This window comes from Tardiphaga sp. GW821-FHT12E02, from assembly GCF_058807155.1.
Genome location: NZ_JBXAQK010000001.1, coordinates 4,542,730 through 4,567,251 on the forward strand (window position 1 = coordinate 4,542,730; position 24,522 = coordinate 4,567,251).

General features: G+C 63.2%; 26 protein-coding genes. 10 read left to right on the top strand and 16 right to left on the bottom strand.

What is annotated here, in order from left to right; all coding sequences use genetic code 11:
- Nucleotides 1-280 precede the first annotated feature (280 nt).
- Nucleotides 281-1,150: a phenylalanine 4-monooxygenase gene (gene phhA, locus AC1RQ5_RS21635; RefSeq protein ID WP_493201682.1), complete on the top strand. Its 870-nt coding sequence runs from the start codon at nt 281-283 to the stop codon at nt 1,148-1,150.
- Between the two features lie 124 nt (nt 1,151-1,274).
- On the opposite strand, the gene AC1RQ5_RS21640 is transcribed toward phhA, so the two are convergent.
- The 3 genes from AC1RQ5_RS21640 to AC1RQ5_RS21650 form a co-directional block, all read right to left on the bottom strand.
- Nucleotides 1,275-1,739 (bottom strand): helix-turn-helix domain-containing protein, encoded by a 465-nt coding sequence (locus AC1RQ5_RS21640; protein ID WP_398474735.1) that lies wholly within the window; start codon nt 1,737-1,739, stop codon nt 1,275-1,277.
- Nucleotides 1,740-1,830: 91 nt separating this feature from the next.
- Entirely contained in the window at nt 1,831-3,318 is a 1,488-nt protein-coding gene (locus tag AC1RQ5_RS21645) for a glycosyltransferase family 39 protein (protein ID WP_493203507.1), read from the bottom strand.
- Nucleotides 3,319-3,335: 17 nt separating this feature from the next.
- Nucleotides 3,336-4,469, bottom strand: coding sequence for a glycosyltransferase (locus AC1RQ5_RS21650; RefSeq protein ID WP_493201684.1), 1,134 nt, complete (start codon nt 4,467-4,469; stop codon nt 3,336-3,338).
- Between the two features lie 295 nt (nt 4,470-4,764).
- On the opposite strand from AC1RQ5_RS21650, the gene AC1RQ5_RS21655 reads away from it, so the two are divergent.
- The 3 genes from AC1RQ5_RS21655 to bcsS all read left to right on the top strand — a co-directional run bounded on the left by AC1RQ5_RS21655 (nt 4,765) and on the right by bcsS (nt 7,225).
- The gene (locus AC1RQ5_RS21655) at nt 4,765-5,565 is read left to right on the top strand and encodes a DUF72 domain-containing protein (protein ID WP_493201686.1); all 801 of its coding nucleotides are present in this window, start codon (nt 4,765-4,767) and stop codon (nt 5,563-5,565) included.
- Nucleotides 5,566-5,578: 13 nt separating this feature from the next.
- The gene (locus tag AC1RQ5_RS21660) at nt 5,579-6,046 is read left to right on the top strand and encodes a DUF488 domain-containing protein (protein ID WP_493201687.1); all 468 of its coding nucleotides are present in this window, start codon (nt 5,579-5,581) and stop codon (nt 6,044-6,046) included.
- 327 nt (nt 6,047-6,373) lie between these two features.
- A complete protein-coding gene (bcsS, locus tag AC1RQ5_RS21665) occupies nt 6,374-7,225 on the top strand; it encodes a cellulose biosynthesis protein BcsS (RefSeq protein ID WP_493201689.1) in 852 nt (283 codons plus the stop codon).
- On the opposite strand, the gene AC1RQ5_RS21670 is transcribed toward bcsS, so the two are convergent.
- From AC1RQ5_RS21670 to AC1RQ5_RS21680, 3 genes are all read right to left on the bottom strand, one after another.
- On the bottom strand, nt 7,222-8,520 hold the full coding sequence (locus AC1RQ5_RS21670; protein ID WP_493201691.1) for an adenylate/guanylate cyclase domain-containing protein: 1,299 nt from the start codon (nt 8,518-8,520) through the stop codon (nt 7,222-7,224). The genes bcsS and AC1RQ5_RS21670 overlap by 4 nt on opposite strands.
- A gap of 106 nt (nt 8,521-8,626) precedes the next feature.
- The gene (locus tag AC1RQ5_RS21675; protein ID WP_398474747.1) at nt 8,627-8,995 is read right to left on the bottom strand and encodes a DUF4189 domain-containing protein; all 369 of its coding nucleotides are present in this window, start codon (nt 8,993-8,995) and stop codon (nt 8,627-8,629) included.
- A 99-nt stretch (nt 8,996-9,094) separates the two neighbouring features.
- Nucleotides 9,095-9,928 carry a helix-turn-helix transcriptional regulator gene (locus AC1RQ5_RS21680; RefSeq protein WP_493201693.1) on the bottom strand — a complete coding sequence of 278 codons (834 nt, stop codon included), beginning with the start codon at nt 9,926-9,928 and terminating at the stop codon, nt 9,095-9,097.
- 94 nt (nt 9,929-10,022) lie between these two features.
- Here AC1RQ5_RS21680 and AC1RQ5_RS21685 point away from each other — a divergent pair, with 94 nt between their 5' ends.
- Nucleotides 10,023-10,919 (top strand): SDR family oxidoreductase, encoded by an 897-nt coding sequence (locus AC1RQ5_RS21685; RefSeq protein WP_493201695.1) that lies wholly within the window; start codon nt 10,023-10,025, stop codon nt 10,917-10,919.
- A gap of 130 nt (nt 10,920-11,049) precedes the next feature.
- On the opposite strand, the gene AC1RQ5_RS21690 is transcribed toward AC1RQ5_RS21685, so the two are convergent.
- The 8 genes from AC1RQ5_RS21690 to AC1RQ5_RS21725 form a co-directional block, all read right to left on the bottom strand.
- Nucleotides 11,050-12,666, bottom strand: a complete 1,617-nt coding sequence (locus AC1RQ5_RS21690; RefSeq protein WP_493201697.1) for an NTP transferase domain-containing protein — start codon at nt 12,664-12,666, stop codon at nt 11,050-11,052.
- Nucleotides 12,663-13,364, bottom strand: coding sequence for an XdhC family protein (locus AC1RQ5_RS21695; protein ID WP_493201698.1), 702 nt, complete (start codon nt 13,362-13,364; stop codon nt 12,663-12,665). The genes AC1RQ5_RS21690 and AC1RQ5_RS21695 overlap by 4 nt, the downstream gene beginning before the upstream one ends.
- A 2-nt stretch (nt 13,365-13,366) precedes the next feature.
- Nucleotides 13,367-13,690, bottom strand: a complete 324-nt coding sequence (locus tag AC1RQ5_RS21700; protein ID WP_211909372.1) for an XdhC family protein — start codon at nt 13,688-13,690, stop codon at nt 13,367-13,369.
- A gap of 11 nt (nt 13,691-13,701) precedes the next feature.
- Nucleotides 13,702-14,904 carry a vWA domain-containing protein gene (locus tag AC1RQ5_RS21705; RefSeq protein ID WP_398474757.1) on the bottom strand — a complete coding sequence of 401 codons (1,203 nt, stop codon included), beginning with the start codon at nt 14,902-14,904 and terminating at the stop codon, nt 13,702-13,704.
- A gap of 162 nt (nt 14,905-15,066) precedes the next feature.
- On the bottom strand, nt 15,067-15,975 hold the full coding sequence (locus tag AC1RQ5_RS21710; protein ID WP_493201701.1) for an AAA family ATPase: 909 nt from the start codon (nt 15,973-15,975) through the stop codon (nt 15,067-15,069).
- Nucleotides 15,976-16,010: 35 nt separating this feature from the next.
- A complete protein-coding gene (locus tag AC1RQ5_RS21715; protein ID WP_398474761.1) occupies nt 16,011-16,817 on the bottom strand; it encodes an FAD binding domain-containing protein in 807 nt (268 codons plus the stop codon).
- Nucleotides 16,818-16,860: 43 nt separating this feature from the next.
- Nucleotides 16,861-17,346 (bottom strand): (2Fe-2S)-binding protein, encoded by a 486-nt coding sequence (locus tag AC1RQ5_RS21720; protein WP_398474763.1) that lies wholly within the window; start codon nt 17,344-17,346, stop codon nt 16,861-16,863.
- 307 nt (nt 17,347-17,653) lie between these two features.
- The gene (locus AC1RQ5_RS21725) at nt 17,654-18,100 is read right to left on the bottom strand and encodes an SRPBCC family protein (protein ID WP_493201704.1); all 447 of its coding nucleotides are present in this window, start codon (nt 18,098-18,100) and stop codon (nt 17,654-17,656) included.
- Nucleotides 18,101-18,283: 183 nt separating this feature from the next.
- On the opposite strand from AC1RQ5_RS21725, the gene AC1RQ5_RS21730 reads away from it, so the two are divergent.
- The 3 genes from AC1RQ5_RS21730 to AC1RQ5_RS21740 all read left to right on the top strand — a co-directional run bounded on the left by AC1RQ5_RS21730 (nt 18,284) and on the right by AC1RQ5_RS21740 (nt 20,977).
- Nucleotides 18,284-19,636, top strand: a complete 1,353-nt coding sequence (locus tag AC1RQ5_RS21730) for a 3-carboxy-cis,cis-muconate cycloisomerase (protein WP_493201705.1) — start codon at nt 18,284-18,286, stop codon at nt 19,634-19,636.
- Between the two features lie 18 nt (nt 19,637-19,654).
- Nucleotides 19,655-20,434, top strand: coding sequence for a 3-oxoadipate enol-lactonase (gene pcaD / locus AC1RQ5_RS21735; RefSeq protein WP_493201707.1), 780 nt, complete (start codon nt 19,655-19,657; stop codon nt 20,432-20,434).
- Nucleotides 20,435-20,587: 153 nt separating this feature from the next.
- On the top strand, nt 20,588-20,977 hold the full coding sequence (locus AC1RQ5_RS21740; protein ID WP_493201709.1) for a carboxymuconolactone decarboxylase family protein: 390 nt from the start codon (nt 20,588-20,590) through the stop codon (nt 20,975-20,977).
- Nucleotides 20,978-20,997: 20 nt separating this feature from the next.
- Here the strand turns inward: AC1RQ5_RS21740 and AC1RQ5_RS21745 are convergent, their stop codons facing one another.
- Both AC1RQ5_RS21745 and AC1RQ5_RS21750 read right to left on the bottom strand, forming a co-directional pair.
- Entirely contained in the window at nt 20,998-21,579 is a 582-nt protein-coding gene (locus tag AC1RQ5_RS21745) for a hypothetical protein (RefSeq protein WP_493203509.1), read from the bottom strand.
- A 219-nt stretch (nt 21,580-21,798) separates the two neighbouring features.
- A complete protein-coding gene (locus AC1RQ5_RS21750) occupies nt 21,799-21,957 on the bottom strand; it encodes a hypothetical protein (RefSeq protein WP_398477598.1) in 159 nt (52 codons plus the stop codon).
- A gap of 286 nt (nt 21,958-22,243) precedes the next feature.
- Between AC1RQ5_RS21750 and AC1RQ5_RS21755 the strand changes: the two genes are divergently transcribed.
- Together AC1RQ5_RS21755 and livM are read left to right on the top strand one after the other, a co-directional pair.
- Nucleotides 22,244-23,161 (top strand): ABC transporter permease subunit, encoded by a 918-nt coding sequence (locus AC1RQ5_RS21755; RefSeq protein ID WP_398477600.1) that lies wholly within the window; start codon nt 22,244-22,246, stop codon nt 23,159-23,161.
- Nucleotides 23,162-23,174: 13 nt separating this feature from the next.
- Complete coding sequence (livM, locus tag AC1RQ5_RS21760; RefSeq protein ID WP_398477602.1) at nt 23,175-24,497, top strand: high-affinity branched-chain amino acid ABC transporter permease LivM; 1,323 nt, start codon at nt 23,175-23,177, stop codon at nt 24,495-24,497.
- The last annotated feature ends 25 nt before the right edge of the window (nt 24,498-24,522 follow it).

Here is a 24,522-nt window from a genome sequence, read left to right on the forward strand (position 1 = left end):
GGCAGAAGCCGGCAATGGTGGCTGTTTTTGCTGCCGCCGTGAGCGCCTTGCGGCACATCCGACAGCTTCGGAAGCAGCTTTGTTAGCTAGCTAAAAATGTCATCGGGCCACCGTTTCGGCAAGGAAACCGCCTTGCAAATGCAGGCCCGGGCTTGGTGGATCGCTATCGTGCCGCCAGTCGGAGAAAGAAATTCTTTCTTTCTGCCTATTCGGCAGGCGGAGGCGACCGGGAACCAACGGCCGGCGGCGCCGTAGACTCGCGCTGGCACCGGAGCGAGTCATGACCACGCTGGATCAATCGACCGGAAAGAACCGCTATCTCGTCGCGCCCCGCCGCGCCGACTTCACGCTTGATCAGGACTGGACGTCCTATTCCGCTGCCGAGCACGACCGCTGGGACCGGCTGTTCGCCCGCGCGCAGACCGTCTTGCGCGGCCGCGCCTGCCACGAATTCCTGAGCGCCCTGCAGAAGCTGCAGCTCTCCGAGGGCGGCATTCCCGACATGGCCAAACTGAGCGCACGGTTGATGCCGCTGACGGGCTGGCAGGTGGTGCCCGTCGCGGAGCTGGTGCCGGACGAGGTGTTCTTCGACCATCTCGCCAACCGCCGCTTCCCGGCCGGCGCCTTCATCCGTCCGGAAAGCGAGATGGACTATCTGCAGGAGCCGGACATCTTTCACGACGTGTTCGGCCATGTGCCCTTGCTGGCCAATCCCGTCTATGCGGATTTCATGGAAGCCTATGGCAAAGGCGGCCAGCGGGCGATGGCGCTCGGCCAGCTGAAGAACCTGGCGCGGCTGTATTGGTACACGATCGAGTTCGGATTGATGAGAAGCGCGGATGGCCTGCGCATCTTCGGCGCCGGCATCCTGTCGTCAGCGACGGAGTCGGTGTTCGCGCTGGAAGACCCCTCGCCCAACCGCATCGCCTTCGATCTCGAACGGGTGATGCGGACGGATTACATCATCGACGATTTCCAGCAGACCTATTTCGTCATCGAAAGCTTTGAGAAACTGCTGGAGGAGAGCTATCGCGATTTCGGCGCGCTCTATGCGCGGCTGGCAAAGGCACAAGACATCGCGGCCGATGCAGTGATCCCGGAGGATCACGTTATCGGCCGCGGGACGCTGGAATATTTCAGAAAGACGTGAGCCGCGAATGCGTAGGATGGGTGGAGCGAAGCGATACCCATCACGACAAGCACGGAGCATGTGGTGATGGGTATCGCTCCGGCGCTATGCGCCTGCGCTCAACCCATCCTACAAGCGCCGCGCTTCACCCATTCATCGACTGAATGCGGAATTTCGCGGGCGACACGCCGAAGCGGCGGCGGAAACTGCGGTGGAAATAGGACAGCTCGTTGAAGCCGCAGCTGCCGGCGACTTCGCTGATCTTCAGCACGCATTGCCGATCCTCGGTGAGCATGCGGCGCGCCTTGTCGAGGCGGAGCTGCATGATGCGATCGGTGATGCTGAGGCCGGAGCCCTGCAGCAGATCCTGCACGTAGCGGACGGACAGACCAAGCTTCTCGGCGACCACGCGGGTCGAGAACTGCTGGTCGGCAAAGCTCTCATTGATCTGGTTGATGACGCTGGCGATACGCGCGCCGCGCAGGCCGCCGACATCGGTCAGGTTGACGACATCCGGCTGCGTGGGAGCTGCCGATGGGCTGTCCTGCAAAGGCGCCCGGTTGGTCGTGAAGTCGGAGTGGTTGCTGAAAGCAAGCTGTGTGTTGTCCATTTTCCCAATCACCGCCCATGTCTGTGTGCGGTTATGGGTCGTCGCCCCCCGGACGAAGGTTCAATCCTGCTCGCAATTTTCTTGGACGAGCTTAACGGCCGCCGAGTTCCGGCGGCAGTGAGCGATCGAATACCTCACCGGTCGGGCCTTCGAGCAGGTCGAGCTCGACATCCTCGATCACCAGCGGGCCACGCTTGCGCGTGAGGTCGGCGACCTTTTCCACGCGACTGAAGGTCCCGCGCCAGTCGGGGTCATTCATCAGGCCCGGGCTCGCGACCAGTAGCAGCTTGCCGGCCAGTTGCCGCGCAGAGGGCTCGGGCATGTTGATCCAGCGAATGCGTTGACCACGCTGGGCCACACAGGTGCCTTTCGGCAGGTAGAACATCAGCCAGCTCGTGGTTCCATAGTCCGGCCCCAGCACGCAGGTGGCGCCGGTGCGCTGGCGGACGGCCTCGATCTCGGCGGCGAGTTCGGGGAAGCCGACGCCGATGCTGCGCACGGTGGCATCGCGCTTGTAGCCGGACAGGAGGCCGGTATTGGCCTGGACCACCAGTGCCACGAACATCACGGCGCCGACCGGCGTGGCCCAGCGCAGACAGGTCTCGACGGTGCGCTGTGCCCGGCCCTGCCACCGCACCATGGTGGCAGCGACGGCGGCGGCGATGGCGAAGGCGGGATAGATCGGCGCGAACCAGTTGGCCTCGACCCGCGCATGCAGCGCGTGCCAGGCGAAATACAGCGCGATGACCCAGACCATGGCGCTGACCAGCACCCGCGCCGACAGCGCGCCGGACGGACGGCGGGCCAGCGCGTAGAGGCCCATGGTGCCGAGAATGAAGACCAAAGGCGTCGCGAAGATGAACTGGGTCGGGATCAGCTCGGCGATATAGGCGGCCCTGAACTCATCGATCCGGGCGCGGCCGAGCTGCTTGATGAACGACACCCACTGGTGATCGGCATTCCACAACAGCACCGGCGAGAACACCGCGAAGGCGGTGATGCCGCCGAGATAGGGCCAAAGCGAGATCAGCCAGCGGCGGTTGTTTGGCACGGCGACGAGCCAGATCAGGATCGCGGCGCCGAAGAACAGTGCGGTGTATTTCGACAGCAGCGCGAGGCCGACGGCGACGCCGACCGCGAGCCACCAGACGCCCCGCCCTGTCGCGGCGACCTGCGCCAGTGCGAGAATGACGAAGCTCGATGCGACCAATAGCGGCGCATCGGGTGTCACGATCATCAGGCCGACCGAGACGATCATGGTCGCATTGAGCAGCAGCATCGCAGACACCGCGATGCGCTTGCCGCCGAACAGGAGCTCCGTGGCCCGATAGATCGCCCAGCTCATGGGCAGCGTGAGCAGCACGGAGAACAGGCGGACGCCGAGCGGCGTATCGCCGGCGATCAGGGTGCCGATGCGGATGACGACGGCGACCATCGGCGGGTGATCGTAATAGCCGCCGGCGAGATGCTTCGACCAGGTCCAGTAATAGGCTTCGTCGAAGGTCAGCGGCGTCCATGCGGAGGCTGCGAGGCGCAACAACACGAGGCCGATGACCACGGCAAACGCGCCGCGGACCATGCGCGTATCGGTAGCCGTCACCGCTTGCGCCACACGAACAGGCCGGACATGGCGTAATTCCAGACGACGCCCATCAGCGCGCCGGCAGCACCGGCGATCCACCACACCGGCTCATTGTCGAATACCGACCAGGCGACGCCGACATTGGCGAGCAGGCCCACGCTGCAGACGAGATAGAACAGGATCAGGCCCTGCAGGATGCGGAGGCCCTTCAGGCGCTGGTCGCGATAGGTGAGGAAGTTGTTGAGCAGGAAATTGCTGGTCATGGCGCAGAAGGCGGCGATGCCCTGCGCCTCCGCAAAGGGCAGCGCAAAGGCCTCGAGCCCGACGAACAGCACGGAGAAATGCACGACCAGACCGATCGAGCCGACCAGCGCGAACAGCAGGAAGCGCAGCGAGACGATGTCGTTGGTGAGCTTTGCCAGAATGAGGCCGAGGAAATCCAGCGCCACCATGGAATCGAGCTTGCTCTCGCCATGCAGGCGCGAGCCGAATGTATAGGGCACTTCCTGGATGCGCAGCGTGCCGCGCGCGGTGGCGACGACATCGAGCAGGATCTTGAAGCCCTGCGTCGAGAGCTGCGGCGCCAACTGCTCGAAGCGATCGCGGCGGACCATGAAGAAGCCGCTCATGGGATCGGCGACACGCACGCGCAGCACCTGCTGGGCGAGAACAGTCGCGAATTTGCTGAAGCCGGCGCGCTTGTTGTCAAAACTGTCGGCGCTGCCGCCGTCGATATAGCGGCTGCCGATGACGAGATCGGCGTGGCCTTGCTCGATCAGGCCGAGCATTTTTGCGAGCTGCGTTTCGTCATGCTGCAAATCGCCGTCGATGACGGCGGCACACGGCGCAGAGGATGCCAGCATTCCTTCGATACATGCACCGGACAGGCCGCGGCGGCCAATGCGACGGATGCAGCGAACGCGCGAATCGGTCCGCGCCAGATCGCGCACGGCATCCGTGGTGCCATCGGGGGAATTGTCGTCGACGAAAATGACTTCCCACGCGATGCCCTTGAGGGCTGCGTCGAGGCGCTGGACCAGGGTGGCCACATTGCCGCGCTCGTTGAAAGTGGGGACGACGACAGAAAGCTGCAGCGGCATGCCCGCGCGCTCGACCTGTCCGTTCCCAAGTGTGATGGCATCGCTCATGGCGCCAGCATATATCTGCCGGGCGACAGCCTGCCAAGGCGCAGCGGGAACGCGTCAACCGTTTGATTGTATGCGGGAAACGGGTGGCATTGCCCTTGGCAACAGCCCAAAATGCAAACGACCCCGAACAACCCGGCGCACGTACATCCGGCGCGCCTATCCCATTTAAGGTCTTGGTCATTCAAGGTCGTCTCGGCCGCGGAGCTATTAAGCATCGACGTTGCCGTTGAATGAGAGATAGGAATGGGTTGGCCGTTCCGCAAGGGGTGGCCGCAAGAAACCTGGAGGACCTGGAATGGCAGCGAAAACCGGCAAAATCCGCATCGGCATCGGTGGCTGGACCTTCGAGCCCTGGCGCGGGACGTTTTATCCGGACAAGCTGACGCAGGCGAAGGAACTCAATTACGCCGCCTCGAAACTGACCTCCATCGAGATCAACGGCACCTATTACGGCTCGCAAAAGCCCGAGAGCTTTCGCAAATGGGCGAGCGAGGTGCCGGATGATTTTGTCTTCTCGCTGAAGGGCCCCCGCTTCGCCACCAACCGCAAAGTGCTGGCCGAGGCCGGCGACAGCGTGAAGCGGTTCTATGATTCCGGCGTGCTCGAACTCGGCGACAAGCTCGGCCCGGTGCTGTGGCAATTCATGCCGACCAAGAAATTCGACGAGGCCGATTTCGGCGCCTTCCTCGACCTGCTGCCACGTGAACTGGATGGCCGCGCGCTGCGCCATGTGGTCGAGGTGCGGCATGATAGTTTCTGCACGCCGGCTTTCATTGCCCTGCTCCGCGAACACAAGATCCCCGTGGTGTTCTCGGAACACGCGACCTATCCCGCGATCGCCGACATCACCTCGGACTTCGTCTATCTGCGTCTGCAGAAAGGCGAAGACTCGATCCCGACGGCATACGCGCCGAAGGCGCTGGATGCCTGGGCCAAACGTTTTCAGGATTTTGCCGGCGGCAGCGAGCCAGCCGACCTGCCGCGTATCGGCGATGGCAAGGTGAAGAAGCAGCCGCGCGATGTATTTGCCTATGTCATCCACGAAGCCAAGGTTCGCGCGCCGCATGGCGCGATGGCGCTGATCGAGCGGGTGTAGTCAGGAGCAGCGCATGGCCAAGGCGCGACAGACAAAACTCTTCACCATCGGCTATGAGCAGACACCTTCGAAAGCCGTGCTCGACGAGTTGGAAGCCGCCGGCGTGAAGCTGCTGGTGGATGTCCGCGCTGTCGCCGCTTCGCGCCGGCCGGGATTTTCAAAGTCGCAGCTCAAGGCCGGGCTCGACGAGCGCGGCATCGGCTATGTGCATCTCCGCGGCCTGGGCACGCCGAAGGAAGGCCGCGAGGCGGCGCGGTCAGGCAATATCGCTCAGCTGGAGAGAGTGTATAGCGCGCATCTCACGACGCCGCAGGCGCGCGAGGAGATGGACGAGCTTACCGCGCTGGTGATGAAAGCAGGTCCGGTCTGCGTGCTCTGCTATGAGCGCGACCATACGCACTGTCATCGGCGCTGGATCGCGGAGATCATCGAGGATCGTGAGGGTGTCGCGATCGAGAATTTGGTGGCGCCGCAGGTGTAAGGTCGGTGTTTGCGGCCGTCCTTCGAGGCTCGCCCTGCGGGCGAGCGCCTCAGGATGACGGGAGAGTGTGTGGCGAGAGGTGAAACGAGCTGCTCACATCGCAAGCCCCCTGCTCCGCCGTCATCCTGAGGCGCGAGCCCTTGCGAGCCTCGAAGGATGGGCCGCAGGCGACGGCGCCTGTCGCCGCCCTTGCCAAGCGGCCACCTAAAATATTCTTCCGGTGTTCTCCCATCGTTCACTTATCCACACTGGACGTCGGCTTATCCCCAGATAATCTACCTTAAGTTGAATTAACGGTTGCATTCTGTTGCGTTGGGTGGGGGCTCGATGCGTTGGGAACGACTGATGCGAGGCGCGGGGCTGGCCTTGGCCCTCACCATGGCGACCACTGCCAGCGCCCAGGAGGAAATCGACGAGCTCGATCTCGAATTCAATATCCTGCCTTCCGCCCGGTCGAAGTCGTTCTGGTCGCAACTCACCGACAACCGCGCGACGCGCAAGCGACCGTTCGACTATCTGTCCGGCGGCATGCCCGACAAGCTCGTCTATTTCGGCGGGATCGACGCCTCGAAATGGAGTTTTGGCGCCTTCGCCGGCGTGCAATGGATGCCGAGCGGCTTCGATCGGGAGGGCTTCATCCTGCGCCTGTTCGTCTCCGAAAGCCTGGAGCGCTACACCGACCGCTTCGGCAGATACGACACCCAGATCGGCCGCGCCTTTGTGCTGCCCGGCTACATGATCCGCGCCGGCCGACTGGAAGCGCAGTTTCTCGTCGGTCCCGATGCGGAAGTTGATTTCTTTTTCCAGAACGGCCGTCCCGATCGCTGGCGTCCGCGCTTCGGGCTGCGCGGCATCGCCGATCTGTGGTGGGAGCCGACATCCGAATTGATGGTGCAATATGCATTGTCCGGCACCACCATCGATTCCGGTTACACCACGCGCATCGCCGCGGGCTGGCGGTTGTTCGACTCATTCTGGATCGGACCGGAGGCCGCTCTGTCGAGCGACTATTTCAGTCGGCAGACACGCCTCGGCGTTCATCTCACCGGGCTGCGCACCGACGAGTATGAGTGGACCTTCGCCGCCGGCCGCGTCTCCGACGATTTCGGCCGCGACGGCCTCTATGGCCGATTCGGCATCATGCTGCGGCCGAAGCGGGCCCCCTTCTTCGACAACTAGCCGAGCCGCCACACCGCTTGCGGTCGCTCATAGCCACGGACCTGGACATCGCCGAGAAATGTCGCGTCGCGTGCTGATTCACCCGCGGCATCGCACACCGCGGCGGAAATCAGCAGCTGCGACCCGAACTCCTTGTTCAGCGCCTCGAGGCGGGCGGCGAAATTCACGGTGTCGCCCATGACGGTGTATTCCTTGCGACGGGGCGAACCGACATTGCCGGCGATGACCGCGCCCATATGGATGCCGATGCCGATCCGCAGCGGCCAGGCGCTGCCCTTGTTGTTCTGTTCCAGCGCCGCCAGCATTTTTCGCGCCGCATCGACGGCGCATTGCGCGGCGTGCTCGTCCTCGATCGGCGCGCCGAACAGCGCGAGAAATCCGTCGCCGAGAAACTTGTTCACGATGCCGGAATGGCTGTCGAGCACATCGACCAGAATCGCAAAGGCTTCATCGAGGCGCTCCACCACCTGGCGCGGCGTGTGGACGCGCGTCGCGGCGGTGAAATTGCGGATATCGACGAACATCACGGCGACCTGCCGCATCTCGGTGGTCGGTGCCGCACCGCTGGCAAGCAGGCGCTCCACAACTTGCGGCGACACATGCTGGCCGAACAGATTGGTGACATGATCGCGTGCGGCGGTGGCCGCGATGCTCGCCTCGAATTGCCGCCGCAGCTGCATGCCGACCGCGCCCGCCAGCACGCCACCGACCAAAAGCATGATGGCACGCACGAACTGGAACGGGCCCTCCGGCATCGGCTCGAAGGCGAAGCCGGCTGGCTGATACAGCATGGCCAGCGCGAACATCTCCGCCGCCGCCACGAAGCCGGTGAAGGTGGACAGCCAGAAATCCAGCCGCAGCGTCGAGAGAATGATGAAAACGAAATAAGTCAGCGGGGCAGCGAAGGCGAGTGCCGTGTTCGCGCCCATCCATGTCATATGCAGATAGAGCGCGGCGGTGGGCACGCTGGTTTCGATCAGCGCACTGAGATAGCGCCGCCCGACCGGCACGTCCTTGTTCTGCGCGACCCGGCGGCCGACCAGATAGAGGCCGAGCAACTCGAGCGCCAGAAACGGCAGGAAGATGACATAGGTCGAGCCAAGCTCGAACCCGCCGTTGGAAATGCCGATGAAGACATCGGGCAGAACCATCTGCACGAGGGTCACCAGGACAGTCAGGATGGCCACTGTTGCGATGACCGCCTTGATGCGCAGCTGCTCGGTGAGCAGCACCTGACGGTTCAAGGCGTCGCGGGCCGCCTGAAGCTCGGGGCTTTCGGCAGCGGGTGTGAACATGGTTCGTCGGAGCGGCATCATCGGCACCAGAATAACCGCCGATGGCGGATTCAACGAGGCCAAATATGGGCAGCCTCGTCGCGGATATTGCCGACGTTGAAGCGAGCTAGCCCTTGCCGTCACAGGCCCAGGCGCGGATGACGCATTCCTTGCCGCCATGCTCGTAGCACTTCTTGGTGGCCTCGTTCAGCGTCGAGGAAATGCGCGGAGCCACGGCATAACCATGAGCACCGCAGGGATTGGCCATATCCACCGCCAATGCCGCGCAAGCACGGTTCATGGTCAGCGTGGTGCAATCGCCCTTGCAGGCCTTCTTGGCCGCAGCGAGTGCAGACGATTGCGCCGGATGGTCATAAGCCTGGCCATAGGCACCGCATTTACCGATGGCGAGCGCACCGGCACCAATTGCCGGTTGCAGGGATGCAAGACTGAAAATGAGCGTAACGACAAAAAACGCGCGAGAGCGCGCAGCCATATGAGATGACAATTTCCCCTCCCCCGAGGTGCAGTCGGCACGACGTTACCGCGAGGGAGTTTCGACTTGGTGAATGAAGGGAACCTTCCGCGACGAAGCTTACGGCAAACGACTGTGGGAGCGTATCCGTTCGAGATCTTCGGGGTCCACCGGATTGTAGACCACCATGGTGAGATCGGTACGACCATCGATCACGAAAGCAGAATATTCGAAGGTTAGCGGACCCAAAGCGGGATGACGGATACGCTTGACGCCATCGCCATGCGGGGCCTGCACGTCATTGTCGCGCCACATACTCGCAAATTCGGGGCTGAGGCGGCACAGCTCGTTCACGAGCGGCTCGACCTCGGCGGTGGCGCCGGCGCGGGAGGCATCGATCCTGAACGCACCGACGACAAAGCGCGCCACGCTGTGCCAGTCATATTGCGCGGCCCGCGAACGCGGATCGAGAAAGACGAAACGCAGGATGTTGCGCTGCTCGGGCGGCAGCGCGCCGTAGTCGGTGAGCATCACTGTCGCCGCTCGATTCCACGCGACCACATCCCAGATCGCCGTTCGAATCAAAGCCGGACTCGGCTCCAGCGCATCGAGCACGCGTTGCAACCGCGGCGTGACGCCTTCGCTTTTGCGATAGCGCACTTCGGGCGGACGACCGAGACCGATCAGAAACAGATGCTCGCGCTCAACATCGGTCAGCATCAGTGCGCGCGCGATGCGGTCGAGCACATCAGCGGATGGCGCGCCGCCGCGGCCCTGTTCGAGGAAGGTGTACCAGGTCGAACTGATATTGGCGCGCTGCGCCACCTCTTCACGGCGCAGACCGAGCGTGCGCCGTCGCGTGGTCGAAAAGCCGAAAGACCCCGGATCAAGCCTGGTCCGGCGGTCGCGGAGATAGTCTCCAAGAGTGTTGTCGCTCGCTGGAAGGACGCTCATCCTGTCAACCATTATACTATGATAAAGTCTCGACTTTACCATGATAGCAGACGCCGCCAGTTTTGTCCCACCAAACCAAGAGCGGAGTTTTCGCATGCGCGTATTCGTCACCGGGGCCACCGGATTCATCGGTCTGGCCACCACCAGGGATCTGATAGCCGCCGGCCATGAAGTCATCGGGCTGTGCCGGTCCGAAGCCAAGGCGCAGGCGCTGGCCGAGACCGGCGCCGAGGTTTATCGCGGCTCGATCGACGACCTCGATGGGCTCAAGGACGGTCTCGCCCGCGCGGACGGTGTGATCCATCTCGCCTTCAAACACGATTTCTCGAATTTCGTTGCCAATTGCCTTGACGACCGCCGCGTCGTCACCGGGCTTGGTGCGGCGCTCAAGCGCTCCGACCGGCCGCTGATCGTGACCTCAGGCACCGGCCTCGCCAGCACCGTGCCGGGCGAGCCCGCCAGGGAGGACAATGCGATCATCGGATCGGACCGGCATCCGCGCGCGATCTCCGAAGAAGCTGCGGCCGATGTGGCGGCCACGGGCGTGAATGTGTCCGTGGTCCGGCTGCCGCAGGTGCATGATCCCCGGCGGCAGGGGCTGATCTCACCAGCCATCGATATCTATCGGCAGCAAGGCGCCTGCGCCTATGTCGGCGACGGCGCGACGCGCTGGCCGGCCGCGCATGTGCTGGATGTCGCCCGCCTCTACCGACTTGCAATCGAGAAGGCGGAGCCCGGCGCAAAATATCATGCCGTCGCAGAAGAAGGCGTGACGCTGCGGGCAATCGCGGAAACCATCGGCAAGCGGCTCGATCTGCCCGTGAAGTCGATCGCACCTGAAGAGGCACCAGCGTTCTTCGGCTGGCTCGCGATGTTCGCCACACATGACGTGCCGGCGTCGAGCGCGCAGACGCGGGAGAGACTGAAGTGGACGCCGACGGGACCGGGTCTGCTGGAGGACCTGGCGCAGTTGGTTGTCGAGGACGCTTAAGCCAAGCATCTCACTGTCATCGCCCGGCTTGACCGGGCGATCCAGTACACACCGGTGGAGCGATAAAAGCGCGAATGCCGGCGTCTACTGGATCACTCGCCTTCGCGGGTGATGACAGCTGGAGTGTAGATCAAACTGCAAAAGACCCGCCCCTGGCCTCTTCCAGCGCCTGCGGCGTGTCGATGTCGAGGAAGGCGCCGCGCCCTTCGACGGGGACATCGGCGACGACTTCGGCATGTTTGATGATCAGATTGCGCGCGCCGATATCGCCGTCCAGCGTCATCAATTCCGGGAAGAAACGGCGTGACCACAGCACCGGATTGCCGCGGCGGCCTTCGCTGACAGGGGCCGCGATGAGATGACCACGATCCGGCGCGAAAGCGTCGATCAGACGGTCGATCAGCTTGGTGTCGATCAGCGGCATGTCACCGAGACAGACCACGGCACCATCGGCATCGCGCGGCACGGCGGCGATGCCGGCTTTCACCGAACTGGCAATGCCATCGGGATAATCGGGATTGTAGACGAAGGTGACGTTGAGGCCGCGCAACGCCTTCTCGACCTCCGCGGCTTCATGGCCGGTCACCACGGTCACGCTGCTCGCTTTCGATTTCATCAGGTGTTCGGCAACGATACGCACGAGCGGCTTGCCGTTGAGATCGGCAAGCAGCTTGTTGGGGCCACCCATCCGCGTGCCGCGACCTGCGGCGAGAACGAGTGCGGCAACGCTACGCTTGCCATCGCTTTCAACCGGCACGCGCGGCTGCGGGCGGGTGATGATCTCCATCAACAGACCACCGACGCCCATGCCAACGAGATCGGCGCGCGTGACTTCCAACCCCGCCAGCAGGCGCATCAGCACCCAGTCAAATCCGTTCTCGACGGGTGAGCGCGCACAGCCGGGTGCGCCGAGGATCGGCACAGCGCCGGCCTTGCCGATCAGCAGCAGGTTGCCGGGGTCCACCGGCATACCGAAATGCTGGATGCTGCCGCCAATCGCCTCGATGGCGGACGGAATGACGTCGCGGCGATCGGCAATGGCTGAAGCACCGAACACGATGACGAGTTCGGCACCGAGCCGCAGCAATTCGTCGATGGTTTTTGCCAGCACAATCTCGTCATGCGGCACGCGGCGCTCGGCGATGATCTTTGCACCGGCCGGGGCGAGACGCTCCTCGGTGACGCGCAGGGTCTTGTCGATGACTTTTGGCGACAGGCCGGGCAGCAGCGTGGAGACGATGCCGACTTTCCTCACCTTGTAAGGCGCGACCCGCATCGCGGTGTTGCCCGCGGCCGTCACGGCAGCATCGCGCAAGGTGGCGGCGACGCCGAACGGGATCAGCTTCACGGTGGCGATCATCTCGTTCTCGACCACCGGCTTGAACGCATCGAGGGTCGCGAAGGTGATCGCTTCGTCCACGCCATTGATGCGATCGACAGCGGCGCGATCGATCACCAGCACGCCGGGCTTGGCGGCGAACAGATTGGCGCGGCCGGTAAAGGCGCGCTCCACAGTGACGCCCTCGCCGGCCACCGCCTGCGCGATGCTGGCAGCTGCAGCGTCTTCCGACACATCGCCATCCTCAAGACGAACGACGACAACTTCCTTGACGCCGGCGCGCGTGAGCGCAGCGACCTCGTCAGCCCCGATGGCGGTGCCCTTCTTGAGAACAAGATCGCCTTGCCGCAGGGTATGAACCGTCACGCCGCCGAGCGCGTCGGCCGGGCTGGCCGGACCGAACTTCATGCCGCAGCCGCCTTCGCGTCTTTAGGCAGACGCAACTCGGCGGTGATCTCGGCCATGATCGAGACCGCGATCTCGGATGGCGAGACGGCGCCGATATTGAGGCCGATGGGCGCCTTGATCTTTGCGAGATCGGCATCCGTTGCACCCTGCGCCTTCAGGCGATCGAGGCGCTTGGCATGCGTCTTCCGCGAACCGAGGGCGCCGATATAGAAGCAGCCCTTTTCGAAGGCGTGCAGCAGCGCGGGATCATCGATCTTGGGATCATGGGTCACCGCGACAAAGGCCGTCCAGCGATCGATGCCAAGCGGCGGCAGTGCCTCGTCCGGCCATTCGGCGATCAGATTCACATCCGGAAAGCGCTCGGGGCTGGCAAAGGCGGTGCGCGGATCGACGACCGTGACGTCGTAGTCGAGCGAACGGGCCAGCGGCGCAAGCGCCTGGCTGATATGGACGGCGCCGATAATCACGAGTTTTGCGGTGGGTGCATAGACATTGAGAAACTGCTTCTTGCCGTCCACCTCGACCATGGCGCTCTTGCCCATGCGCAGCTGTTTCTCCAGCTCCGCATGCAAGGGGTCGGCGGCGAAGTCTACCGCCTTCACCAGGCGTTGTATACCGTCGGATATATCGGTCACGACGATGACCGGCCGGCGCGCGGCGCGCTCGGCATTGAGCAGCGCCAGGGTTTCGATTTTCACGATCAGCCTACCTTTTCGACAAAGACGCGGATGGTGCCGCCGCAGGACAGACCGACATTCCAGGCGGTCTCGTCGGCCACGCCGAATTCGAGCAGTTTCGGCTTGCCGCTCTCGATCACATCGAGCGCTTCGGTGACCACGGCGCCCTCGACGCAGCCGCCGGAGACGGAGCCGAGAAACGTGCCGTCATCATTGATGACCAGATTGGAGCCGGCCGGGCGCGGCGCCGAGCCCCATGTCTCGACCACCGTGGCCAGGGCCACGCCGTGGCCGGCCTTTTGCCAGGCTTCGGCGGCCTGCAGGATGTCTTCTTCGCGATTGAGCATCAGACTTATCCTTATGCAGCGGGGCGGATCAGCGGACGGTGATGGCCGGAGGCCGGCGCAGACAGCGCTTTGATCAGCCCGTCGATGGACGTCAAATTATGCACCGGACGGAATTCGTCAACGTGCGGCAGCATCATTTTGATGCCCTGCGCCTTCGGCTCGAAGCCATCGAAGCGCAGCAGCGGGTTCAGCCAGATCAGTTTCCGGCAGGAGCGATGCAGCCGGTCCATCTCGAAGGCAAGCTGCGAATCCGCCTCGCGCTCGAGCCCGTCGGAGATCAGCAGCACGATGGCGCCCTGCCCGAGTACGCGGCGGCCCCACAGCTTGTTGAAGTTGTGCAGCGACGCCGAGATGCGGGTGCCGCCGGCCCAGTCCTCCACCGAGGCCGTGCAAGCGGCCAGCGCCTCATCGGGATCGCGTGCCCGCAATGAGCGGGTGACATTGGTGAGGCGGGTGCCGAACAGGAATACCGAGACACGCTTGCGCGCATCGGTGACGGCATGCAGGAAATGCAGGAACAGGCGGGTATATTCGCTCATCGAGCCGGAGATATCGAGCAGCGCCACGATGGGTGCCGGCTTGTCGATCAGACCGAGGCGACGGAGATCGACGATATCGCCGCCGGTGCGCAGCGACGCGCGGAGTGTACGGCGAAGATCGAGGCGGGCGCCGCTCTTGTCTGGCCGGGTGCGGCGGGTGCGCAGCTCCGCCTGCGGCAACCGCATATTGGCGATGGCGCGGGTGACCTCGGCAATCTCCGCAGCACTCATCTGCGCAAAGTCTTTCTTCTGCAGCACTTCGCGATCGGAGACGGAGAGCTTGATCTCCTGCTCCTGCGGCGCTTCCCGCTCCTCACCTTTCGACGGCTGCGCCATCGCCTCCTGAACACGACGCGAGGCCGGCGGCGGCTTGCGCTTGGCATCATCCGGCAGCGGCACGGAATCGAGCATCTGCTTCCAGTCTTCCTCGGCGCGGAAGAACAGGTCGAAGGCCTGCTGGAAGATCAGCGCGTGGTCGTGGCGCTTGACGAAGATGGTTTCGAGGGTAGTGAAGACATCAGCGCGCTTGCCGATCTCGATCAACTGCAACGCCGCAAGCGCATCGATGGCAGCACCGGGGCCGACCGGGAGACCTGCCTTGCGAAGCGCGCGGGCAAAGCCGATGACATTGTCGGCCATCTGCCCGGTCGGTGGATTGAGATGATCGATGGGCATGGCTTAGCTCTCTGACACTCCATCCAAAACTCCGCCCTCATGGTGAGGAGGCGCCGACTTCGGCGCCGTCTCGAACCATGACTGCACCTGGCGCCATCCTTCGAGACGCGGCCGAAGACGGCCGCTCCTCAGGATGAGGGCTGAGTGTGCGGTCGGCATAGCCTAGTCCGCCGTCGCTTCCTTGATCACCTTCGCCAGCGCATCGCCCTGCATGCGCTGGATGTCGTCCTGATATTTGAGCAGCGCGCCCAGCGTATCGCCCACCACCTGCGGTGTCAGCGAACGCGCGTCGAGCTCGGTCAGTGCCGTCGCCCAGTCGATGGTCTCGGCCACGCCCGGCGACTTGTAGAAATCCTGATCGCGCAGCTTCTGCACGAAGGACACCACCTGCTGCGACAGCTTTGCGGAAATGCCGGGCACGCGCGATTTGACGATGGCGAGCTCGCGATCGGCCGCGGGATAATCGACCCAGTGATACAGACAGCGCCGCTTCAGCGCGTCGTGAATTTCACGCGTGCGGTTCGAGGTGATGATGACGATCGGCGGGGCCGGCGCTTTCACGGTGCCGAGTTCGGGGATCGTGACCTGGAAGTCGGACAGGATTTCGAGCAGATACGCTTCAAAAGCTTCATCGGCGCGATCGAGTTCGTCGATCAGCAGCACCGGCGGCCCATTCACATCCGGCTCCAGCGCCTGCAGCAGCGGGCGCTTGATCAGATAGCGATCGGCAAAGATGTCGCTGGCGAGCTGGTCGCGATCGCGCTCGCCGGCGGCTTCCGCCAGCCGGATCGCGATCATCTGCGAGGCGCTGTTCCACTCATAGACGGCGGAGGAAACGTCGAGGCCTTCATAGCATTGCAGGCGGATCAGCTTGCGGCCGAGGGCGGCCGACATAACCTTTGCGATCTCGGTCTTGCCGACGCCGGCCTCGCCTTCGAGAAACAGCGGCCGCCCCATGCGCAGCGACAGATAGGCCACCGTCGCCAGCGAGCGCTCGGCAAAATAATCGCGCTTGGTGAGCAGATCGAGCATGCCATCGACGGAGGTGGGAAGCGCCGATGGTGCAGTCATGAAGAACCCTATCTCAAAAGTGCGGACCTGATGGATCAGGCCCGGTTGTTGGCATCATCGACCGCGCGCTTGGCCAGCACGCCGATCAGATGCGCACGATACTCGGCGCTGCCGTGCAAGTCACTGTTGAGGCCATCGGGCGAGACCGCGATGCCATCCAGTGCCTTCGGCGAGAAACGCTTCTGCAGCGCCGCTTCAAACGCTTCCACGCGGAAAACACCATCCGAACCTGCGCCGGTTACCGTGACACGCACGCCCGACGGCAGTCGCGCGACGAACACGCCGACCAGCGCATAGCGCGAGGCCTGGTTGCGGAATTTCTGATAGGCCGCCTTCTTCGGCAGCGGGAACGAGACCTTTGTGATGATTTCGTCCGGCTCCAGCGCCGTGGTGAACAGGCCCTGGAAAAACTCTTCCGGCTTCAGCTTGCGCTTGTTGGTGACGATGGTCGCACCAAGCGCCATCACGGCCGCGGGGTAATCTGCAGTCGGATCGTTATTGGCGAGCGAGCCGCCGATGGTGCCCTTGTGGCGCACGGCCGGATCGCCGATCAACGCGGCGAGTTCGGCAAGCGCGGGGATGGCTTCGGCGACGGTCGCCGAACTGGCAACGTCTGCATGTTTGGCGAGTGCGCCAATCACCAGCGAGCGCCCCTTGATCTCGATGCCGTCGATGCCCTCGATATGGGAGAGATCGACCAGATGCGGCGGGGCTGCGAGACGCTGCTTCATCACCGGCACCAGCGTGTGGCCACCAGCAATCAGCTTGGCATCTTCATTCTTGGCGAGCAGATTGGCAGCCTGCCGCACGGTCGACGGGCGATGATATTTGAATTCGTACATGAGGAGATCCCTGGGCGCGCTTCGCGTTTATCGTTGAACGTTCTCAGGCGAGGTCGGACTTTTCCATCGCCTTGGCACCCGCGGCGATCGACGCCACGATGTTCTGATAACCGGTGCAGCGGCAGAGATTGCCTTCGAGTTCTTCACGGATCACATGATCCTCGAGATCGTGACCCTTGCGGTGGACGATATCGATGGCCGTCATGATCATGCCCGGCGTGCAGAAGCCGCATTGCAGGCCATGATTCTCGCGAAACGCCTCCTGCATCGGATGCAGTGGCGCGCCGTCCGCAGCGAGGCCCTCGATGGTCTTCACCTCGTGGCCATCGGCCATCACGGCGAGTGTGGTGCAGGCCTTCACGGCCTTGCCGTCGAGATGCACGACGCAGGCGCCGCATTGCGAGGTGTCGCAGCCCACATGGGTGCCGGTCAGCCGCAGTTCTTCGCGCAGGAATTGCACCAGCAGGGTGCGTGGATCGATATTCTTGGCAACGGGATTGCCATTCACGATCATCGAGACTTTTGCCATATGCACTCTCTGTCATCCCTGCGGGCCATCGCATGGCTGCACGGTTCTTAAAATCGTTCCAAATGCATCATATGGACGAAGTTTTGGCTCCGCAACCGCGGGGGAACGCGGTGAGATGCGCGTTTTACGCGGACATCAAGAGAGTGTGATCGGGTGCGGTGCACCTGAAGCTCGGTGTCGTCCCCGCGCAAGCGGGGACCCATAAACACCGTAGCCGAAATAGACCCGCAGTCGTCACGACAGCGATTCCGCCATCTCGACAGCGGGTATGGGTCCCCGCCTTCGCGGGGACGACAACAGGCAGGTCTTACCCCTGCACGGCCTTGGCGAAATTGTTGAAAAACTCGTCGGCGATCTTCTTGGCGGAGCCATTGATCAGGCGCTGGCCGAGCTGGGCGAGCTTGCCGCCGATCTGAGCTTCCACATTATAGGCGAGTAGCGTGCCGCCATCCTTGTCGGTCAGCGCCACCGTAGCACCGCCCTTGGCGAAGCCGGCGACGCCGCCCTCGCCTTCACCGGAGATCTTGTAGCCATTCGGCGGATCGAGATCACTCAAGGTCACCTTGCCCTTGAAGCGGGCCGAGACCGGGCCGACCTTGATTTTTGCCGTGGCGCGGAAACCGCCCTCCTCGGTGGTCTCCAGCTCCTCGCAGCCGGGGATGCAGGATTTCAGCACGGCGGGATCGTTGAGCTTCTCCCACACCACATCGCGGCTTGCGGCCAGTTGCACTTCGCCGCTCATCGTCATGGCCATGGGCAATCTCCTGAATGTCTTGGAATTTAAAAGAGGCTTATCCCAAGTAATGCACGGATCGAGCAAAGGAAAGACCGGCCCGCAAACGGCCTGCTGCCTATTCGCAGTGCAACAGCCGCGCGGCTGCGGGCCTCTTCCGCAGCCTCTTGGAGACTCCGGCGGGAATGGCTAGGGTCCGGCCAAATGAGTACAGCCCTTTCCCCTCTTCTGGCACCGTTACTCTCGAGCGCCGCGATGCGCGCGATTTGTGACGACGCCACCACGCTGCAGCACATGCTGGATTTCGAGGCCGCGCTGGCGCGGGCGGAAGCCGCTGCCGGCGTGATTCCCGCTGATGCCGTCAAGGCCATCGAAGCCACATGTCGCGCTGATCGATTCGACACCGGCGCATTGGCCGATGCGGCGACGCGTTCGGGCAATCTGGCGATTCCGCTGGTCAAGGCGCTGACGGCCCTTGTGGCCAAGGCCGATGCGGATGCCGCACGCTATGTGCATTGGGGCGCCACCAGCCAGGACGTGATCGACAGCGCAACCATGCTGACTTTGCGCGCCGCGATCGATGCGCTGCTCGCTGATTGCGACCGCGCCATTGCTGGCTTTGCGAAACTGGCAGAGACACACCGCAACACAGCGGTGGTCGCGCGCACCTGGCTGCAGCATGCACTGCCGATGCCGTTCGGGCTCAAGCTCGCGGAATATGCCTCGGCGCTGCATCGCTCGCGCCAACGGCTTGCCCGGCTTCGCGCTGACGGACTGGCGCTGCAATTCGGCGGTGCCGCAGGCACGCTGGCGGCGCTGGGCGACAAGGGTCTGGCTGTCGCGGAGCAACTCGCAAAAGAACTGGACCTGCCGCTCCCCGACGCACCCTGGCACACGCATCGCGACCGCATCGCTGACTTTGCCTCGGTACTCGCCATTCTGTCCGGCACCTGCGGGAAGATTGCCCGTGACGTCTCGCTGATGATGCAGACCGATGTGGGCGAAGCCTTCGAGCCATCCGGCGAAGGCCGCGGCGGTTCATCGACCATGCCGCATAAGCGCAATCCGGTGGCCTCCGCATCAGCGCTTGGTGCCGCGACAATGGCGCCGAATCTCGCGGCCACGATTTTCGCGGCTCAGGTGCAGGATCACGAACGCAGCGCCGGGCCATGGCATGCGGAATGGCCGACGCTACCGACGCTGCTGCTGGTCACATCCGGCGCCCTCGCCGCCATCGTCGATATTGCCGAGGGACTTGAGGTCGATGCCGCGAAGATGCGCAGCAATCTCGATACCGCGCATGGGCTGATCATGGCCGAGGCCGTGACCTTTGCGCTGGCCGAGACGCTCGGCAAGAGCGACGCCCATCATCTGGTGGAAGCGGCCAGCAAGACCGCCGCTGCCGAGAAGAAGCATCTGCGCGATGTACTGACTGCAGATCCGAAAGTGACTGCGCAGCTCAGCACGGATGCGATCGCCAAATTATTCGAGCCGATGGATTATCAGGGCGCCTCGCAAGCCCTGATCGATCGTCTGCTCGCCTCACTCACGCATTAAGAACGACGGAGATTTCCGATGCCCATGATCGATGCCGACGGCTGCCTGCTCAATGTTTCCGTCGAAGGCCGCGACGGCGGGCCGACGCTGATGTTGTCGAACTCGCTCGGCTGCACCATGGCCATGTGGGAGCCGCAGCTGCCGGTGCTGACAAAACTGTTTCGCGTGATCCGTTACGATCGCCGCGGCCATGGCAAATCCGGCATGAACGGCCCGGTGTCGATGGAGCGCTATGGCAAGGATGTGCTGGCCATCCTCGACGATCTCAATATCGACAAGGTGCATTGGTGCGGATTGTCGATGGGCGGCATGGTCGGGCAATGGCTGGGCGCCAACGCGCCGGATCGCTTCAACAAGATGATCCTCGCCAATACCAGCTGCTACTATCCGGACCCGACCAACTGGCACAACCGCATCAAGGCCGTGCGCGAAGGCGGCATTGCGTCAGTGGCGGATGCCGTGATCGGTGGCTGGCTGACGGCGGATTTCCGCGAACGCGATCCGGACGCGACCGCCAAGATGAAGGCGATGCTGCTGGCGACGCCGGTGGACGGCTATCTCGCCGCCTGCGAGGCACTGAGCACGCTGGACCAGCGCGCGTTGCTGCCCAACATCAAAAGCCCGGTGCTGGTGATTGCCGGCAAGCAGGACAATGCGACGCCGGTGTCCGCCGGTGAATTCATCCGCGCAAATATCCCCGGCGCCAGCATGACGCTGCTGGATGCCGCGCATATTTCGAATGTGGAACAGAGCCACGCCTTCACGGAAGCCGTGGTTGGCTTCCTGACGCAGAGGTAACTACGTGTCGTCCCCGCGCAGGCGGGGACCCATAGCCTCCGACGAGGCGGTTGAAGCGGCAGAGTTACCACCATCCGTGTTTAATTTATAACCCTCGCGTGTATGGGTCCCCGCCTGCGCGGGGACGACGGCCGAGATGACGGAGCTTCACACATGGACGAACAACAACGCGCCGCGAACGGCACCGCCAAACGCCGCAAGATTCTCGGCGATGCGTGGGTCGATAAATCCGCCGCCGGCAAGAACAGTTTCAATGCCGACTTCCTCGACCTCATTTCGCGCTATGCCTGGGGCGAGATCTGGACGCGGCCGCAATTCGACGATCGCACACGCCGTGTGCTCGTGATCGGCACCATGGTGGCGCTCGGCCAGTGGGATGAGTTTCGCCTGCATGTGCGCGCCGCCCTCACCGAAGGCGGCTTCACGACCGATGACATCAAGGAAATCCTGCTGCAGCAGGCGATCTATTGCGGCGTTCCGGCTGTGAACCATGCCACCAAGGAAGCCGGTGCCGTGATCAAGGAACTGGGGCTGTCGATCTAGAATGCAGGGTGGGCAAAGCGTTACGCTGCGGTCGCCTTCTGCACGGACGGCGCTTCGCCCGGATCTTCGCTCGACCACGTCTGCGCCTGCGCCACGTCCCGGCGCAGCGGGGGCTCGAAAGCCATCACCACGGCCACGCCGAGGATCAGCAGCAATTCGGTGATGTGTAGCCGCATGGCGGCAAGCTCGCCGACCTTCCAGGCCATCACCATGCCTGCGAATGAAATCGCCCCGCCGATGCTGAGCGCCACGGCCAGCGCTTCGTCGCAGCCGCCCGCCTTGCGGATCTTCGGCTGCGTAATGAACACCAGAAAAACCGCAAAGAAAGCCACAACGGTCAGTTTGGCGAGCACCAGCAGCCACGCATAACGCACGGTGCCAAAGCTCGACAGTTGCAGATAGTCGTTCAGGAACAGCGCCAGCGAGATATTCGGCCGCTCGTAAAAGCCCTGGATCGGCGAGACCATGATGCGGAACGCATAAATGGTCCAGGTCGGGATGAAATAGCAGGCCAGCAGCGCGCCGGTGAAGGTGCTGATGCGCCAGCTCTGCACCGTGCCTTTGGCCGACAGATTGTCCTGGAAAATGCCGTTCTCTGCCATGCCGTCGCGGTCCATCGCTCATCTGCGACTCGCGGGCGAGCCGATATGGTTGACGCAGAGCTAACGCTCACGCCGTCTCTGCGACAACGTAAACCATTTGGTAACCTTAATTTTCAAAAGGCGTGGATATCGGGGCCAGCCGCCCGATTTGCGCTGGACAAAAGAAAAGCCCCGCCTTTCGGCGGGGCCTTCCTCAGGGGTTGCTGAGAACAACCCGCTCTAACGCTGCTGCTGATGACCCGGCGGGTTGCCCTGACGGCTCGGATCCTGATGCTGATCGGGCCGCTGCTGACCGCCCTGCTGGCCCTGATTCTGGCCGGGGTTTTGGGTCTGCTGGCCCTGATTGTTCTGGCTCTGGTTCGATTGGCGTTTGGACATGTATCCTTCTCCTGTGTTGAACCATCCAACGCACTGACAACGCCTCGCTAACGCAAGCGTTGCATTTCCGCCGTGGAGATTGCAGGGCCATTGCGCGGAGCAAATGTGACGGCGGAACCGTTTGCGCTGCAGCGAAAAACGGCAGGGACAGCACAACTTAGCCGCACGTCTGCCTGTTGCTGTTCCCGCATATGCACTGTTAGAAAATGGAACAGTGATCGCGAGATTCCGGCTGTCGGGGTTTTGGTATCGATTCACACGGACACGGCAGCACGATACGGGGTCTATGGATTATTTCGCCCAGCAACTGATCAACGGTCTCGTGCTCGGCTCGATCTACGGCCTGATCGCCATCGGCTACACCATGGTCTATGGCATCGTCGGCATGATCAATTTCGCCCATGGCGATATTTTCATGATCGGCGGGTTCATCGCGCTGATCACCTTCCTCATTCTCGTTTCCATCGGCCTCACCGCGGTGCCGGTGATCCTGTTGCTGGTGCTGCTGGTCGCGATGGCCGTGACCTCGCTCTATGGCTGGACCATCGAGCGCATCGCCTATCGGCCGCTGCGCCACTCGTTCCGCCTCGCCCCGATGCTGTCGGCGATCGGCATGTCGTTCGTGCTCACCAACTTCTCGCAAGTCGCGCAAGGCGCGCGCGTAAAACCGGTGCCGCCGATCATCACCGGCGGCTATACGCTGCATGAAGGCGCCGATGGCTTTGCCATCCGCATTTCCAACATCCAGATCATCGTTGTCATCACCACCGTGCTGCTGATGGCGCTGTTCACCTATCTCGTCGCGCGCACACGGCTTGGCCGCGACATGCGCGCCTGCGAGCAGGACCAGAAGATGGCGTCACTGCTCGGCGTCGATGTCGATCGCACCATTTCCATGACCTTCGTCATCGGTGCCGCCCTCGCCGCCGTCGCCGGCATGATGTACCTGCTCTATTACGGCCTCGTGGATTTCTTCATGGGCTTCGTCGCCGGCATCAAGGCCTTCACCGCCGCCGTGCTCGGCGGCATCGGCTCGCTGCCCGGCGCGATGCTCGGCGGATTGCTGATCGGCTTGATCGAAACGCTGTGGTCGGCCTATTTCTCGACCGAATACAAGGACGTCGCCGCCTTCTCGATCCTGATCGTGGTGCTGATCTTCATGCCGACCGGCCTGCTCGGCCGTCCCGAAGTCGAAAAAGTCTGAGACGGGACCCGGCGTGGCAGCGGTAGCGACATCAATCAAACCCACCCGCGGCCTCGATGTCGCATTTATCTTCAAGAAAGCCGTGATCTCCGCGCTCGTCGCGCTGGTGCTGTTCTCGCTGATGATCGGCGTACGCACCGAAGCCGGTTCGGACGGACAGCTCACCTACTGGACGCGCTTCGGCGATCTCGCCGCCATGGTCGCCACCGTATTTGTCGGCAGCATCGTGATCGAGCTGCTGCGCCACTGGTGGGGACCGGTGGACACCGTACGCATCGTGCCGCCTTCGGCCACCAAGGCGCTGTCGCTCGCGGGCCGCGCGCTGGTGCCGGTGCTGCTGATCTTTGCCTTTCTCGTGCCGGTGATCTTTTACAACGAGCGCTACATCCTCGATCTCGGCATTCTCGTGCTGACCTATGTGATGCTCGGTTGGGGCCTCAATATCGTGGTCGGCCTCGCCGGCCTGCTCGATCTCGGTTATGTCGCCTTCTATGCCGTCGGCGCCTATTCCTACGCGCTGCTGGCGACGACCTTTGGCCTGTCGTTCTGGATCTGCCTGCCGCTGGCCGGCATTCTCGCGGCGTTCTTCGGCATCCTGCTCGGCTTTCCCGTGCTGCGCCTGCGCGGCGATTATCTCGCCATCGTCACGCTGGCCTTCGGCGAAATCATCCGCCTGGTGCTCCTGAACTGGCAGTCGCTCACCGGCGGGCCCAATGGCATCTCGGGCATTCCGCGTCCGACCATGTTCGGCATTCCGCTGACGCCGGGTGATGACGGCCTCGCTGCCCTGCTCGGCATCGAATTCTCGCCGACCCACCGCATCGTTTTCCTGTTCTATCTGATCTTCGCGCTGGCGCTGATCACCAACTGGGCCACCATCCGGCTGCGCCGCCTGCCGATCGGCCGCGCCTGGGAAGCGCTGCGCGAGGACGAGGTCGCCTGCCGCGCACTTGGCATCAACACCACGACGACGAAACTCACGGCTTTCGCGATCGGCGCCATGTTCGGTGGCTTTGCCGGCGCTTTCTTTGCCACGCGGCAGGGTTTTATCAGCCCGGAGAGCTTCACATTCCACGAGTCGGCGCTGGTGCTGGCCATCGTCGTCCTCGGCGGCATGGGCTCGCAGCTTGGAGTCGCGCTTGCCGCGGTCGCATTGATCGGGGGCTTCGAGCTGTTCCGCGGCCTCGAACAATTCCGCATGCTGGTGTTCGGCATGGCCATGGTGCTCTTGATGATCTGGCGCCCGCGCGGGCTGATCGGCCACCGTGCGCCCACCGTCTATCTCGAGCGCAATCAGGCGATCTCCTCCGACCTCGTGAAGGAGGGCGCGGGTTGATCAACACCATTCTCAGCGTCGAAAA

Excerpts from the sequence above, each read along its gene's own strand:
- AC1RQ5_RS21680 (WP_493201693.1), bottom strand. The coding sequence starts at position 9,928 with ATGAGCGTCCTTCCAGCGAGCGACAACACTCTTGGAGACTATCTCCGC.
- AC1RQ5_RS21745 (WP_493203509.1), bottom strand. The coding sequence starts at position 21,579 with ATGGCAGAGAACGGCATTTTCCAGGACAATCTGTCGGCCAAAGGCACG.
- AC1RQ5_RS21755 (WP_398477600.1), top strand. The coding sequence starts at position 22,244 with ATGGATTATTTCGCCCAGCAACTGATCAACGGTCTCGTGCTCGGCTCG.
- AC1RQ5_RS21685 (WP_493201695.1), top strand. The coding sequence starts at position 10,023 with ATGCGCGTATTCGTCACCGGGGCCACCGGATTCATCGGTCTGGCCACC.
- AC1RQ5_RS21640 (WP_398474735.1), bottom strand. The coding sequence starts at position 1,739 with ATGGACAACACACAGCTTGCTTTCAGCAACCACTCCGACTTCACGACC.
- AC1RQ5_RS21660 (WP_493201687.1), top strand. The coding sequence starts at position 5,579 with ATGGCCAAGGCGCGACAGACAAAACTCTTCACCATCGGCTATGAGCAG.
- AC1RQ5_RS21750 (WP_398477598.1), bottom strand. The coding sequence starts at position 21,957 with ATGTCCAAACGCCAATCGAACCAGAGCCAGAACAATCAGGGCCAGCAG.
- AC1RQ5_RS21740 (WP_493201709.1), top strand. The coding sequence starts at position 20,588 with ATGGACGAACAACAACGCGCCGCGAACGGCACCGCCAAACGCCGCAAG.
- AC1RQ5_RS21725 (WP_493201704.1), bottom strand. The coding sequence starts at position 18,100 with ATGGCCATGACGATGAGCGGCGAAGTGCAACTGGCCGCAAGCCGCGAT.
- AC1RQ5_RS21705 (WP_398474757.1), bottom strand. The coding sequence starts at position 14,904 with ATGCCCATCGATCATCTCAATCCACCGACCGGGCAGATGGCCGACAAT.
- AC1RQ5_RS21715 (WP_398474761.1), bottom strand. The coding sequence starts at position 16,817 with ATGTACGAATTCAAATATCATCGCCCGTCGACCGTGCGGCAGGCTGCC.
- bcsS (WP_493201689.1), top strand. The coding sequence starts at position 6,374 with ATGCGTTGGGAACGACTGATGCGAGGCGCGGGGCTGGCCTTGGCCCTC.
- AC1RQ5_RS21730 (WP_493201705.1), top strand. The coding sequence starts at position 18,284 with ATGAGTACAGCCCTTTCCCCTCTTCTGGCACCGTTACTCTCGAGCGCC.
- AC1RQ5_RS21655 (WP_493201686.1), top strand. The coding sequence starts at position 4,765 with ATGGCAGCGAAAACCGGCAAAATCCGCATCGGCATCGGTGGCTGGACC.
- AC1RQ5_RS21700 (WP_211909372.1), bottom strand. The coding sequence starts at position 13,690 with ATGCTCAATCGCGAAGAAGACATCCTGCAGGCCGCCGAAGCCTGGCAA.
- AC1RQ5_RS21645 (WP_493203507.1), bottom strand. The coding sequence starts at position 3,318 with ATGGTCCGCGGCGCGTTTGCCGTGGTCATCGGCCTCGTGTTGTTGCGC.
- AC1RQ5_RS21710 (WP_493201701.1), bottom strand. The coding sequence starts at position 15,975 with ATGACTGCACCATCGGCGCTTCCCACCTCCGTCGATGGCATGCTCGAT.
- AC1RQ5_RS21650 (WP_493201684.1), bottom strand. The coding sequence starts at position 4,469 with ATGAGCGATGCCATCACACTTGGGAACGGACAGGTCGAGCGCGCGGGC.
- AC1RQ5_RS21720 (WP_398474763.1), bottom strand. The coding sequence starts at position 17,346 with ATGGCAAAAGTCTCGATGATCGTGAATGGCAATCCCGTTGCCAAGAAT.
- AC1RQ5_RS21670 (WP_493201691.1), bottom strand. The coding sequence starts at position 8,520 with ATGTTCACACCCGCTGCCGAAAGCCCCGAGCTTCAGGCGGCCCGCGAC.
- AC1RQ5_RS21675 (WP_398474747.1), bottom strand. The coding sequence starts at position 8,995 with ATGGCTGCGCGCTCTCGCGCGTTTTTTGTCGTTACGCTCATTTTCAGT.
- pcaD (WP_493201707.1), top strand. The coding sequence starts at position 19,655 with ATGCCCATGATCGATGCCGACGGCTGCCTGCTCAATGTTTCCGTCGAA.
- phhA (WP_493201682.1), top strand. The coding sequence starts at position 281 with ATGACCACGCTGGATCAATCGACCGGAAAGAACCGCTATCTCGTCGCG.
- AC1RQ5_RS21690 (WP_493201697.1), bottom strand. The coding sequence starts at position 12,666 with ATGAAGTTCGGTCCGGCCAGCCCGGCCGACGCGCTCGGCGGCGTGACG.